12 protein-coding genes are annotated in these 12766 nt (G+C 69.7%); 2 read left to right on the top strand and 10 right to left on the bottom strand.

What is annotated here, in order from left to right; genetic code table 11:
• Positions 1-63: 63 nt before the first annotated feature.
• A complete protein-coding gene (hppD, locus tag ACIO52_RS01815) occupies positions 64-1209 on the bottom strand; it encodes a 4-hydroxyphenylpyruvate dioxygenase (RefSeq protein WP_218719647.1) in 1146 nt (381 codons plus the stop codon).
• Positions 1210-1350: 141 nt separating this feature from the next.
• Here hppD and ACIO52_RS01810 point away from each other — a divergent pair, with 141 nt between their 5' ends.
• Complete coding sequence (locus tag ACIO52_RS01810; RefSeq protein ID WP_218719646.1) at positions 1351-1866, top strand: Lrp/AsnC family transcriptional regulator; 516 nt, start codon at positions 1351-1353, stop codon at positions 1864-1866.
• Between the two features lie 28 nt (positions 1867-1894).
• Here the strand turns inward: ACIO52_RS01810 and ACIO52_RS01805 are convergent, their stop codons facing one another.
• The 9 genes from ACIO52_RS01805 to ACIO52_RS01765 form a co-directional block, all read right to left on the bottom strand.
• Entirely contained in the window at positions 1895-2539 is a 645-nt protein-coding gene (locus tag ACIO52_RS01805) for a GntR family transcriptional regulator (protein WP_402640751.1), read from the bottom strand.
• Positions 2540-2569: 30 nt separating this feature from the next.
• Positions 2570-3562 (bottom strand): 2-oxoglutarate and iron-dependent oxygenase domain-containing protein, encoded by a 993-nt coding sequence (locus ACIO52_RS01800; RefSeq protein WP_316576158.1) that lies wholly within the window; start codon positions 3560-3562, stop codon positions 2570-2572.
• A 10-nt stretch (positions 3563-3572) separates the two neighbouring features.
• Positions 3573-4742, bottom strand: a complete 1170-nt coding sequence (locus ACIO52_RS01795) for a nitrate ABC transporter substrate-binding protein (protein WP_402640748.1) — start codon at positions 4740-4742, stop codon at positions 3573-3575.
• 27 nt (positions 4743-4769) lie between these two features.
• Complete coding sequence (locus ACIO52_RS01790; protein WP_218719642.1) at positions 4770-5618, bottom strand: ABC transporter permease; 849 nt, start codon at positions 5616-5618, stop codon at positions 4770-4772.
• The gene (locus ACIO52_RS01785; RefSeq protein ID WP_316576160.1) at positions 5618-6403 is read right to left on the bottom strand and encodes an ABC transporter ATP-binding protein; all 786 of its coding nucleotides are present in this window, start codon (positions 6401-6403) and stop codon (positions 5618-5620) included. Before ACIO52_RS01785 ends, ACIO52_RS01790 begins: the two co-directional genes overlap by 1 nt.
• Before the next feature lie 112 nt (positions 6404-6515).
• Entirely contained in the window at positions 6516-7829 is a 1314-nt protein-coding gene (locus ACIO52_RS01780; protein ID WP_402640744.1) for an amidohydrolase family protein, read from the bottom strand.
• Between the two features lie 127 nt (positions 7830-7956).
• Complete coding sequence (locus ACIO52_RS01775; RefSeq protein WP_402640741.1) at positions 7957-9069, bottom strand: winged helix DNA-binding domain-containing protein; 1113 nt, start codon at positions 9067-9069, stop codon at positions 7957-7959.
• An 83-nt stretch (positions 9070-9152) separates the two neighbouring features.
• The gene (locus ACIO52_RS01770; protein ID WP_218719638.1) at positions 9153-10127 is read right to left on the bottom strand and encodes an NADPH:quinone oxidoreductase family protein; all 975 of its coding nucleotides are present in this window, start codon (positions 10125-10127) and stop codon (positions 9153-9155) included.
• Positions 10128-10183: 56 nt separating this feature from the next.
• On the bottom strand, positions 10184-11839 hold the full coding sequence (locus ACIO52_RS01765) for a serine/threonine-protein kinase (protein ID WP_218719637.1): 1656 nt from the start codon (positions 11837-11839) through the stop codon (positions 10184-10186).
• A gap of 142 nt (positions 11840-11981) precedes the next feature.
• Here ACIO52_RS01765 and ACIO52_RS01760 point away from each other — a divergent pair, with 142 nt between their 5' ends.
• Complete coding sequence (locus ACIO52_RS01760) at positions 11982-12755, top strand: acyl-[acyl-carrier-protein] thioesterase (protein ID WP_218719636.1); 774 nt, start codon at positions 11982-11984, stop codon at positions 12753-12755.
• Positions 12756-12766: the final 11 nt, after the last annotated feature.

Below are 12766 nucleotides of genomic sequence, written 5' to 3'. Positions count from 1 at the left end.
ATCGATCGGCGGGCGACATTCATCGATGAGCGCGACGACGCGTTCTTCTGTCAGCAACGGCACTCACAGATTGCCGCGGGCCTCCTGCTCGCGTTCGATGGCCTGGAAAAGGGCCTTGAAATTGCCCTTTCCGAAGCCGAGTGAACCGTGCCGCTCGATGAGTTCGAAGAAGACGGTGGGGCGGTCGGCCAGGGGTCGGGTGAAGATCTGCAGGAGGTAGCCGTCCTCGTCGCGGTCGACGAGGATGCCGCGGCGCTGCAGCTCCGCCACCGGGACGCGCACGTGCCCGATGCGGGCGCGCAGTTCGGGGTCCTCGTAGTAGGTGTCGGGGGTGGGCAGGAATTCGACGCCCTCGGCGCGCATGGCGTCGACGGTGGCGATGATGTCGCCGGTGGCCAGGGCGATGTGCTGGACGCCGGGGCCGCGATAGAACTCGAGATACTCGTCGATCTGGGATCGCTTGCGGCCCACGGCCGGTTCGTTGAGCGGGAACTTGACCCGGTGGTTGCCGTTGGCGACGACCTTGCTCATCAGCGCGGAGTACTCGGTGGCGATGTCGTCGCCGACGAACTCGGCCATGTTCGTGAATCCCATGACGCTGCGGTAGAAGTCGACCCAGCGGTCCATCATGCCCAGCTCCACATTGCCGACCACATGGTCGATCGCCTGGAACAGCCGGGCGGTGCGCCGCTGATGGGTGGACGTGCGCGCGACATAGCCGGGCAGATACGGCCCGTAGTACCGCGACCGGTCGACCAGGGTGTGCCTGGTCTCGCCGTAGGTGGCCAGGGCCGCGGAGCGGACGGTGCCGAATTCGTCGGTCGCGTCGTGTGGTTCGACCAGGATGCGCGCACCGTGGTCGCGGGCCCAGGCGATGCAGCGGTCCACGTCGGGCACCTCGAGCGCGATGTCGACGACGCCGTCGCCGTGCCGGTCGTGGTGGGCGACGAGCGGACTGTCCGGGTCGACCGCGCCCTGCACGACGAAGCGCGCTCCCCCGCTGCGCAACACGAACGCCTTGTGGTCGCGATTGCCGGTCTCGGGACCGGAGTAGGCCTCCAGCCGCATCCCGAACGCCGACTGCAGGAAGTGCGCGCTCTGGGTCGCGTTACCCACGACCCACACCAGCGCGTCCCACCCGATCACCGGAAACGGATCGACGCTGTCGTCGTGCTCGATCAGCCCGACGAGCTGCTGCTCAATGGTCATGACCAAGGAAATCTCGCCCCGGCCGACCTAGGCAACAACACCGGAGAACCCTGAACAGGCTGACACGAGAAGCTACCGATTCACCCCCGATGGTGGACAATTTGAATAGCACTCGACCGCGCACGGCACGGAGGTCTCTCGATGCGGACGCCAGCGAAACTGGACGAACTCGATCTCGCGATCCTGACCGCGATGCACACGTATCAGAAGGCCGGAATCCTCGAACTCTCGCGCCGCACGAAGGTCGCGCGGGCCACCGTGCAGGCCCGGATCAACCGGATGGAGGAGTCGGGGGTGATCGCCTCCTACGACCCGCAGATCGACGTCACCGCGGCCGGATTCGAGGTGCAGGCCTTCGTGACGCTGGAGATCGCGCAGGGCGCGCTCGACACCGTCAGCGCCGAGCTCGAGGCCATTCCCGGCGTGCTCGAGGCCTACGCGACCACCGGGTCCGGTGACGTACTGTGCCGGATCGGCGCCGACTCACACGCCGGCCTGCAAGCCGTGCTGCTCAGCATCGACCGGACCGGTTCGGTGGTGCGGTCGCACAGCGTGATCGTGCTGTCGACGGTGATCGCGCGCCGCACCATGCCGCTGCTGCGCACGCTGACCCCGGCGGGCACCGCGAAGGCGCCCGCCTACCGCGAGCCGCGCTGAGCGCTCACCGCCTGCCCAGGCTGACCGCTCACCGCCTGCCCAGGCGGGTCAGCAGGCCGTGCACGTGCGCCTCGGCGGCCGTGCGCGCCGACTCGGGATGCCCGGATTCGAGTGCTTCGACGATGCGCCGGTGTTCGCGGAGGGCGACGCGGCGGTTGCGGGCCGAGCACCACAGGTCGCCGCGGTAGAGGTGGGCCTTGGCCTCCAGCCGGGCCAGCTCGTCGACGACGCAGCTGTTGCCGGAGGCGTCGCGGATGAAAGTGTGGAACTCCAGGTCGAGCTGGGCGTCGCGGGCCGCGTCGGTGGCGTCGTCGAGGTTGGCCTCCTGGGCGGCGAGGATGCTCGCCAGCTTGTCCAGGTCCGCTTCGGTGAGCCGGGTGGCCGCCGCGGCGGCGGCGAGCCCGTCGAGGGCGGCGCGCACCGCGAGGACATCGCGGATCTGCGCCGCGTCGACGGCGGCCACCTTGGCGCCCGCGTGCGGCGCGCTGACGGCCAGCCCCTCGTAGATCAGCTGCTGCACCGCCTCGCGGACGGGGCTGCGGCTGACCCCGAGCTGGGTCGCCAGCGCGGGCACGCTGAGCGATCGGCCCGGGGCCAGCTCGCCGGAGAGGACCATCTGCCTGATCTGCCGGTGCACTGACTGGCCGAGCAGCGCGGAGCTCTCGTCGGTCATCGCCGTGGTCCTTTCCGTGTCGGTGCTCGATTATCCCTGGGGCCGGTAGTTCGCCTGCACCCGCTGCGCCAGGAAATCGGCGGCGGTGACAGGCGGGTATTTGCCCGCCGGGCCCTGGATGATCGCGTCGCGGTCGGCCTGGGCGAAGTAGGCGATGCTGTAGCGCTCACCCTGGTACTCCCCCTCGCCCGGACTGCGGACGCGGTGGAAGTTCGACGGCAGCAGGTCGTCGCTCCAACGGGTCAGCATGTCACCGATATTGCAGGTGATCAGGCTCGACGACGGGGTGATGGAGGTCCATTCCTGCTCCTGCATCTCCTTGCCGGGGCACACCTGCAGGCCGCCCTGACCGTCGCGCTGGAACAGCAGGGTCAGGCAGTCGAAATCGGTGTGCGCGCCGGCCCGCCAGCGCCCGGGGACACCGCGCAGCTCCTCGGGCACCGCGAAGTAGTGCAGCAGCCGCAGCGCGCTCTGGTAGTTCGGCGAGGACGGATCGTGGGCGGCGGTGAAGTGCTCGCGCGGCAGGCCGAGCCGGTCGGCGAAGCAGGACAGCACGCGCATCGCCACCGCCCACGCCCGTTCCTCGAAATCGAGGACACGGGCCCGGAATCCGGCGAGTTCGGTCTCGCTGGGCCAGAGCTGGTCCATGTGCGGACGGGTGATCTGGTAGGACTCCTTCTGGTCGGGCACCCCGATGGACGGACGCACCTGGCTCAGGCTCTCCCAGCCCGCGTTGTTCTGCTTGACCAGCGGATACTGCCCCTTCACGTCCTCGGGCAGCGCGAAGAAATCGGCTGTCGCGCCGAACATCTCGTCGATCAGGTCCTGCGGGATGCCGTGGCCGGAGAGCTGGAAGAAGCCGATCTCGGTGGCAGCGGCCCACAGCTCCTCGGTGATCTCGGCGCGGCGGTGCTCGAAGTCGGTGAGGTCGACGACGCGGATCTCGCGGGCATCGGTTTCCTTACCGAGGCCGCCCATCTGCTTCTCGCGCGAGACTTCGGACAGGTCGTAACTGGTGGTCATGGATGGCTCCTTAGCCGGTGACGGAGATGGCGGGATCGAGGAATTCCTTGGTGACCAGGTCCTTGGCGGTCAGCCCGGTCGGCACGTTCGCGCCGCCCTTGCGCAGGATGGGTCCGAATTCGTCGATGATGCGCTGGACGCGGGCCTCGTCGAAACTGCCGAGGACGCCGTCGGTGTCGTTGCCGATCAGACCGCCGTCGATGAGGGCCTTGGACCCGAAGGCGGCCAGCTCGGCGCTGTACGGGGTGAGCTTGGGGTTCTTCGACACCACGTCGACGACCACGTCGTTCACCGGTGCCGGATCGGCTTCGAACCGCGCCGTCGCCCGCTGGATCATCGGCACGAGCTTCTGCAGGCAGGGCCGCAGTTCGGCCAGCTTGTCGGCGCGCACGTTCACGGTGCGGGCATAGCCCTCGTAGCCGACGTCCTTGAGCAGCTGATAGGCGACGGGCTTGTTCCAGGCCCGCACCTCGTGCTGGTAGGTGAAGGGCTCGGCGTTGGCGAAGCCCTGCTGGGCGAAGGACGGATCGGTGACGAACCGCGATGGGGAGTTGTCGTAGGAGGCGTCGACCTGACCCTGCTGCACCAGCCCGCGGGCGACCAGCCAGTCCGGGTACAGCTGTCCCTTCGACACCACGATCGGCTTGCCCGACTTGCCGATATCGGCGATCCCCCGCCACTCGGGATGGGTCCCGGGATCCCACATCAGCATCTGCGGGCTGTTGCGCAGCAGCGTGGTGACCGCGACGATCGGCTGCTGGCCGGCGGCCGCGATGGCGTGCTCGGAGTGGGCCAGGCCGAGGGTGATGCTCTGGTCGACATACATCTGCGACGGCACCGTCTGGAAGCCGATCGCCGGACCACCGGCCCGGATCTCCAGCTTCACCCCGGTGTCCTTGCCGTCGGTGACGAGCGGACCGGTGATCTTGTTGTTGTCGGCGTCGACCTTGTACCCGGGACCGAGCAGGCCGAAGATCGGCCCGGAGTCGGTCTCGGGCGCCCACTGCAACTGCACGACGACGGTGCTCGGGCAGGCGCCGGCCAGCTGCTGTTCGGCGGGCGCCGGTTCCAGCGCGACGGCGGGACCGTCGGTGGCGTCGTCGGAACAGGCGGTCGCGGCGCCGGCCAGCAGCACGGCGAGCGCGGCGATGCCGATGCGGCGCAAGGGAAGTGTCTTCATGGTTGATCCTCTGTGCAGGGGGACGAGCTAGTGCGCGGAGTTGTGCCAGCGGCCGACGCTGACCTTCTGCACCACGGTGAAAACGGTGAACACGAGCACGCCGAACAGCGCGGCCAGCAGCAACGCACCGATCAGGTCCTCCGATTGCAGGCGGGCGCGGTAGGTGTCGAGCAGGGTGCCGATGCCGGGTTTGCCCTGTGCGAAGAACATGTCGCCGATGATCGCGCCGGTGACCGAAAGCCCGGCGGCGGTGCGCAATCCGGTCAGCGTCGAGGGCAGCGCGGCGGGCAGTTGCAGCGACCAGAGCCTGCGCAGCCTGCCCGCCCGGCCGAGGGTGAACAGTTCCTGCAGGTTGGCGTCGACGGATTTGATGCCGAACAGGGTCATCGCGATGATCGGGTGGATGGCGATGAGCACGCAGACGGTGGTGCGGGCGGCGAAGCCGTAGCCGAGCCACAGCCCGATCAGCGGGACCACCGCGAGCACCGGAATGGCTTGCAGGACCACGGCGTACGGGTAGACGACCTGCTCGATCGGCTTGGCCTGGCTCATCAGCACCGCGATGGCGACGCCGAGGACCGCCGAGATCAGCAGACCGGTGAGCGCCACCCGGGCGGTGACCGCCAGCGCTTCGGCCATCACCGCCAGCTTGGCCGGATCGGCGAGCGATTCGCTGAACACGACGTGCGGCGGCGGCAGCAGGAAGCGGCGCCCCTCGCTGAGCACCAGCATCGACACCGCGTACCAGGCGGCCAGCGCCAGCGCGATGGACACCGTCGGCGCGACGAGGGCGCGGGCGAGCTTGCGGACCTGCGACACCGGCAGTGCCGGGCGCGGACGGGCGGGGGCGACGGCTCGGGCCGCGATACTGACCATCAGGCAGCCTCTTTCAGCGAGCGCGAGATGCGCGAGACGAGTTCGGTGAAGGCGGGATCGAAGCGCAGCTCCCGATCGCGCGGGTAGGGCAGGTCGACGTCGATCACCTCGTGGACGCGGCCCGGCCGGGCCGACATCACCACCACACGCGAGGCGAGGAACACCGCCTCGGAGACCGAGTGGGTGATGAACAACGCGGTGAAGGCGTTGTCGCGGTAGAGGCGCAGCAGCTCCTCCTGCATGTTCAGCCTGGTCATCTCGTCGAGCGCGCCGAACGGCTCGTCGAGCAGCATCAGCCGTGGCTCCAGCGAGAGCGCCCTGGCCAGCGAGACGCGCATACGCATGCCGCCCGAGAGCTGGTGGGGCAGTTTGTTCGCGAAGTCGGCCAGGCCGACCGCCGCGATCGCCCGTTCGACGCGTTCGCGGCGCACGGTCCGGTCGACACCGGCCAGTTCGGCCGAGAGCTCGACATTGCGGCGGACCTTGCGCCACGGCAGCAGGGTGGCCTCCTGGAAGATGAAGCCGATCGAGTCCGTGCGGACCGCGACGGCGCCCTCGCTCACCGGTTCGAGTCCGGCGGCCAGGCGCAGCAGCGTCGACTTGCCGCAGCCGGACGGGCCGACCACCGCGACGAATTCGCCCTCGCGGATGTCGAGGTCGATCTCGGTCAGGGCGAGCGTGCCCTCCTCGCCGCCGAAGCGCTTGCCGACGCCGGCGAAGGAGACTTCCAGGCCGGACAGCAGCGTCCTCGCGTCGGCGTCGTTCACCGTGTCGTAGAGCGTCACCGTGATCACCTTCTCCTACGGGTTGTCGATGTTGCGTGCAACTTGAGATCAATATCAGTGTGAATTGACTGGATTACATGCAATGTGTGATTCGTTTCTGGCGCATTAACAATCAGCGCATGCGAACCAGGCGCGCAGCCAGGTCCTGCGCGTCGACTCGGGTACTGACGCCGTCGCGGATCACGGCCTCGCCGTCGACCCAGACGGTGTCGATCACCCGCGACGACGCGGCGGTGAGCAGCGTGGCGCCGGGGTCGAGGACCGGCAGGCAGGCGAAGTCGCGATCGAAGCGGACCAGGGTGAGGTCGGCGCGGTCGCCGACGGCGACGCCGGTGCGGGTGGGCCTGCCGAGGACGCGGCCCGCCGCGCCGGTGGCCATGTGCAGCATGTCGGCGAAGCCGAGCAGGTCGGCCTGTTTGTGGGCCGCACGCTGCAGGAACGCGCCGAGACGGAGCGCCAGCAGCATGTCCTGGGTGTCGTTGCTGGCGGCGCCGTCGACGCCGAGGGTCACCTCGATGCCTGCGGCCAGCATCTCCGGCACCGGGGCGACGCCGCTGCCGAGGCGCATGTTGGAGACCGGGTTGTAGGACACCGCCACCCCGCGCTCGGCGAAGAGCGCGCGGCCGTGGGCGTCGAGGTTGACGCAGTGCACCGCCAACGTGCGATCCCAGAGGAAACCGCTCGCGTCGAGGTAGTCGACGGCACCGGCGCCTGCATGCAATCGGCACATCTCCTCGTCGGTGGTGGTCTCCAGAACATGTATCGACACCGTCTTGCCCGTCGCCTGGGCGTACTCGCGGGTGGCCGCCATCCCCTCCGGGGTCAGGCAGCGGGGGTTGGGCACGGCCAGCGCGGTGCTGATGCGGGTGCCGAGCAGTTGCTTGTCGAGGGCGTCGACGTGGGCCAGCGCCTCGTCCAGCGGCTGCATCAGGCGCGGATCCAGGCCCCACTTACGAGTGCTGTCGGCCCGATCGGCGAGGCCGCGACCGAGGACGACGCGGATGCCGAGCTCGTCGAGCGCCCGGATCATCGCCTGGTGGATCTCGTCCGACGGGCTCGGCCACATGTGCTCGACCACCGTGGTGACCCCGCTGCGCAGCAGCTCCAGGCCGCCGGCCAGCGCCGAGAGATAGGTCCGCTCGGGGGTGGCCGCGACCGTGAATTCGCCTACGCAGCGCAGCCATTCGAGCAGAGGCAGGCCCTCGCCGACTCCGCGCAGCACGGCTTGCTGCAGGTGGGTGTGGGTATTGACGAAGCCGGGCAGCAGGTAGCCGGAACCACCGTCGAAGCGCGGCAGGTCGGCGTGTTCGGGGCCCGCACGCAGGGCGACGACGACGCCGTCGCGGACGACGACCTCGCCGGGCGCCCAGCCCTGTTCGGTGTAGACGGTGACATCGGTGATGACGACGGACGCGGGGGAACCCATGCGCGCACCTCTTCTGGGATGCGGCTGGTTCGCCCGCCCGGTTCAGCGGAGCACGTCGTCCGTTGCAGCCATGAACGTCGTGGCACCGACCCTAGGAAGCCGGTGTTGCCACGGCGTTAAACCCGTGTCACGGGCGGACGTCCGCACCGGGCGCCAGGATCTCCACGGCCGGGGCAGATTCCGGTTCGAGGAAGGCGAGCAGGCCGGCCGCCTCCGGTTCCACCTGCGCGACTTCGGCTTTCGTCCAGGGCCGGATCGGGCTGATCCGCAGGCGCGCGGTACCGGACTTGACGAAGATCTTGTACAGACCGGCCAGGAAGCCGTCGATCAGGACCGGCGAGACGTTGGCGGCGAAGGCCCGCAACGGCGGCGCGGAGCTGTCACCGACGATCCGCGAACGATCCTGGTGCGAGAGCAGGGCGTTGTCGTACCAGCCGAGCAGCCGCACCGGCGCGGGCAGATCGGGGTCGGCGAGCGTGAGGTCGGCGGCGTCGTAGAGGGTGCGCCCGCGCTCGTCGGTGTAGGTGCGGACCCGATCGCCCAGCGCGGCCACGGCCTGCTTCATCGCGGGCAGACGCGACCACGCCTGCATGTCCATGGTGCTCGCCGGGCCGAACGCGCGCAGATACCGCAGGATCAGTTCGGCCACCGGATAGCTCGGGTCGAGGGGTGCGTCGAGCCAGGGTTGCACCCGCGACCACACCGGCCTGCTGTTGTCGCGCCAGCGCCCGCGCGGCGGTGTTTGCAGCACGGGTAGTTGATAGAGCCAGGTCTGGACGATCGCGCCCGGGTCGCGATCCGGATAGATCCTGGCCGCTTCGTCGCGCAGCGCGGTGGCCGACATCGGCTCGGCACCGAGCACCGCTTCGCCGTGGGCGCGCACCTCGTCGGGCTCGAGGCCGACCATCGCGCCGTAGTTGAAGCCCTTGCGGAACGGCACCTTCTCCAGCTCCGGCTGGATGTGCGGCGCGATGCGCAGCGCGTCGGGCGGGGTGACCAGGTGAATCGTGCCGCGCATCAGGGTGATCCGCACCAGCGAGCGATCCTCGAGCCCCGCCGAGACCACGGCGGGATCGAAATCGGCGATCCGCCCCCACAATCCGACGAACGGCGGCGGGACATCCTGGGCTTGCAGACCGACGAGGTGATCGCACATCTGCGCGGCGGTCAGCGTCGAGCGCTCCAGCAGGTGCTGGCGGGCGAGCAGCGTCCGGTTGAGTACCCGATTGGACAGCTGCATGCGGCTCCTTCGACGACCCGGCGAACGACATGGACAGTACCGCCCGCCACCGACCGCCGCCGGGACGAGCGGGCACCGTCCGCTCAGCGCAGCCGCACGACGACCTTGCCGGTGGCGGTCCGGTTGTCCAGCGCCGCAACGGCTTCGGCCGTCTTCTCCAGCGGGTACAGCACCGGCTCGGGCGCGGGGATGGCGCCGGAGGCCAGCAGCGGCTCGACCTCGGCCCACTGTTCGGCCAGGTAGGTCGGGTGGCTCATCACCCATTCGCCCCACGCGGCCCCGACCACCTCGACGTTCTTGAGCAGCAGCCGGTTCACCTTCACCGTCGGGATCTCGCCCGCGGTGAAACCGACGACCAGCAGCCTGCCGCCACCGGCCAGCGAGCGGACGCTGTCGGTGAAGCGGTCGCCGCCCACCGGGTCGAGCACGATGTCGACGCCACGGCCCTCGGTGAGCTCCTTCACCGCGGCGAGCCAGCCCTCGGCCAGCACCACGTCGGTCGCGCCGTTGGCCTTGGCCACCTGCGCCTTCGACTCGGTACTCACCACCGCGATCACCCGGCCCGCGCCCAGCGCCCTGGCCATGCGCAGGGTGGAGGTGCCGATGCCGCCCGCCGCGCCGTGCACCAGCACGGTCTCGCCCTGGGCGATCCGGCCACGCTTGGTCAGGCAGAAGTGGACGGTGAGGTCGTTGAACAGAATGCCCGCGCCCGCGTCGAGCGAGACGTTGTCCGGCAGCTTGAACACGGCGTGCTCGGGCGAGACGGCCACCTCGGCGACACCGTTGCCGAGCATGGTCAGGGCGGCGACACGATCCCCCGGGCGCAGCGCCGAGCCCTCCGGCGCCTCGCGCACCACCCCCGCCACCTCGCCGCCGACGACGAACGGCAGGCCCGGCTTCATCTGGTACAGGCCGCGCGTCATCAGCACATCCGGGAAGGCGATGCCCGCCGCGTGCACGTCGATCAGGACCCCACCGGGATAGGCCACCGGCTCGGGCAGTTCGACGATCTCGATCGCCGACGGACCATCCAGCTTGCCGACCTGGGCTGCGCGCATTTTCCAGAACCTCTCTCGGTGACACCCTCTACCGCGAACATATCCCGGCGGACCGATCAGCGATGGGCGAATTCCGTCACCGACTCGCTGGCCAGCACCGAGCCGCCCTTGACGATGGTGAGTCCGGCCGAACTGAGCTGATACTGCGTGCCGTCGGTCGGATTGGTCGCGGTGAAACCACCACCGCCGGTCGGCACCGGGTCGTCGAGTTCGATCCCGAGGCCGTCGCTGGCGCGCGCGCCCTTGTAGTAGTAGCGGTTGTCGCCGGTGTGGCAGATGACGACACGGGAGCCGGTGGTGCGCGCGATCGTCATCGCGGCGTCGTTGTCGTTGCAGCGCGGGCTGGTCAGGAAGCCCTGGCCGTCGGCGCCGGAGACGCTCGATTGCAGCGGCGGCACCGTCGTCGGGGTCGGGGTCGGCGCGTTCCGGGTGGTCGGCACGGTCTGGCTGACCGTCTCGATCACCGGCGGCGGGACCACGTCGCCGGTGGTCGTGATCGGCGGATCGGCGATGGTCCGCTGCTTGTCGTCGCCGACGCTGAGCATGATCCACACCGCCGCGCCGACCACCGCGACCACGATCAGCGCGCCCAGCGCACCGGCCAGGATCGGCGTCGACGAACCGCGCCGCGGCGGCAGCGGCAGCGGCGCGGAGGGGTGGGTGTATCCGCCGGGCCGGGTGGGCTGCGGACCGTTCATCCGATAGCCCGGCGGCGGCGTCCACTGCGGCTGCGGGCCGGCGGCCTGCGGCACCACCACCTGGGGACCGGACACCGTCGGCGGTGGCGGCTCACCGGTGTCGTAGGACCGGGGCCCGGTCAGCGGGCCGACCACGGTCGCCGCCGCCACTTGCGGGCCCGGCGCGGTGCGCGGCGCCGCGCGCTCGCCCTGCACCAGCGCGGCGCGGGCCGCGCGAGCCAGGTCACCGGGAGTGGCGTAGCGCTGTCCCGGCCGCTTGGCCATGCCCCGATCGATCACCGGATCGAAGAATTCCAGGGCCGGGTCCACGGCGCTGGGCCGTGGCGGCGGCGCCATCTGATGCGAGCCGATCGCGCCTGCGAGGCTGTTCACCGGGTACGGGACCCGCCCGACCAGGGCCTCGTAGAGCACGCAGGTCAGCGCGTAGGTGTCGACGGCGGCGGTCAGCGGCGCGTCCTCGAAGCGTTCCGGCGCCATGTAGGCCATCGAGCCGACGGCGCTGCCGGTGCTGGTGAGCTGCGGATCGGAGTCGGTGTGCGCGATGCCGAAGTCGACCAGGTAGGCGAACATGCTGCTGGTGAGCAGGATGTTGGCGGGCTTCACGTCGCGATGGATCAGGCCGATCTCGTGGGCGGCGTCGAGCGCGGCGGCGATCTGTTCGACCACCTGCACCGCCTCACCGGGCGTCAGCCTGCCGTGCCGCTGCAGGCGGTCCTTGAGATCGGTGCCCTTGACCAGCCGCATGTCGATGTAGAGGACACCGTCGACCTCACCCCAGTCGTGCACCGGGATGACGTGCGGCTCCTGCACACTCGCCATCGCGTGCGACTCCCGGCGGAATCGCTGCACGTAGACGGGGTCTCTGGCCAGATCGCGGTTGAGCACCTTGACGGCGACAGTGCGATTCTTGGAGGTGTCGTAGGCCTCGTAGACCTCCCCCATACCGCCGACTCCGAGGAGTCTGCGCAATTCATAGCGCCCGAACATCGAGCCCGCCATCGCCCCGCCGGCCATTCCTGCAGGCTACCGGGAGCCGGTGGAATTCGATACCGCTTGCCCCGGCTCCGCGCGAGGGTGTGATCTGCGCCCCGTAAAGTCGTCAGCAGAACTACGCAAGAAGTCGCGGCACACCTGGTGCGCCGTGCAAGGAGCACACGTGTCACTCGATCAGCCACTGGCCCCGCTTCCCCAGGAGGGCATGGGTTTCGCCGCGGCGTGGCCCGTCCGGGCTGGCGATGTGGATCCCTATCACCGGCTGCGCTTCGATGCCGTGGCGCGCTATCTGCAGGACATCTCCTGGGACGAACTGCATCAGACGGCCCTGCATCGGACCGACCCCACCTGGATCGTGCGCCGCACCGTCATCGACGTCATCCGGCCGGTCACCTGGCCCGACCAGGTGCACCTGACCCGCTGGTGTTCGAGCATGTCGACCCGGTGGACGAACATGCGCACGCGGATCACCAGCGACGGCGGCGGGCTGATCGAGACCGAGGGCTTCTGGATCAACCTCAGCGAGTCCAGCAATCTGCCCGCCCGGATCAGCGACGAGGGCCTGGCCTACCTGGCCCGATCCACCGACGAGCACCGGTTGCGCTGGCGGCCCTACCTGACCGATCCGGCCCCGCGCGAGTCCGACACCGATCTGCCGTTCCCGGTCCGCGCGACCGATATCGACCAGTACAACCACGTCAACCACACCTGCTACTGGCAGGCGGTCGAGCAGTTCCTGGTCGACTACCCCAAGCTGGTCGCCGGACCGCACCGCGCGGTCATCGAATACGTGGCCCCGGTGCTGGCCCGTGAGCACATCACGGTGCGCGGCCGCTACGAATCGGGCGACCGGACCGGCCGCCCGGTGCTGCGGCTGTGGTTCGTGGTCGGCGGGATCACCACGACCGTCGTCCGGATCATGCCCCTGCCGGAGTAGCCCCGGCCCGC

The organism is Nocardia sp. NPDC087230, assembly GCF_044744725.1.
Taxonomy (GTDB): Bacteria; Actinomycetota; Actinomycetes; order Mycobacteriales; family Mycobacteriaceae; genus Nocardia; species Nocardia canadensis.
This window is presented reverse-complemented; position numbering and strand designations above follow the sequence as displayed.

Excerpts from the sequence above, each read along its gene's own strand:
- hppD (WP_218719647.1), bottom strand. The coding sequence starts at position 1,209 with ATGACCATTGAGCAGCAGCTCGTCGGGCTGATCGAGCACGACGACAGC.
- ACIO52_RS01810 (WP_218719646.1), top strand. The coding sequence starts at position 1,351 with ATGCGGACGCCAGCGAAACTGGACGAACTCGATCTCGCGATCCTGACC.
- ACIO52_RS01805 (WP_402640751.1), bottom strand. The coding sequence starts at position 2,539 with ATGACCGACGAGAGCTCCGCGCTGCTCGGCCAGTCAGTGCACCGGCAG.
- ACIO52_RS01800 (WP_316576158.1), bottom strand. The coding sequence starts at position 3,562 with ATGACCACCAGTTACGACCTGTCCGAAGTCTCGCGCGAGAAGCAGATG.
- ACIO52_RS01795 (WP_402640748.1), bottom strand. The coding sequence starts at position 4,742 with ATGAAGACACTTCCCTTGCGCCGCATCGGCATCGCCGCGCTCGCCGTG.
- ACIO52_RS01790 (WP_218719642.1), bottom strand. The coding sequence starts at position 5,618 with ATGGTCAGTATCGCGGCCCGAGCCGTCGCCCCCGCCCGTCCGCGCCCG.
- ACIO52_RS01780 (WP_402640744.1), bottom strand. The coding sequence starts at position 7,829 with ATGGGTTCCCCCGCGTCCGTCGTCATCACCGATGTCACCGTCTACACC.
- ACIO52_RS01775 (WP_402640741.1), bottom strand. The coding sequence starts at position 9,069 with ATGCAGCTGTCCAATCGGGTACTCAACCGGACGCTGCTCGCCCGCCAG.
- ACIO52_RS01770 (WP_218719638.1), bottom strand. The coding sequence starts at position 10,127 with ATGCGCGCAGCCCAGGTCGGCAAGCTGGATGGTCCGTCGGCGATCGAG.
- ACIO52_RS01765 (WP_218719637.1), bottom strand. The coding sequence starts at position 11,839 with ATGGCCGGCGGGGCGATGGCGGGCTCGATGTTCGGGCGCTATGAATTG.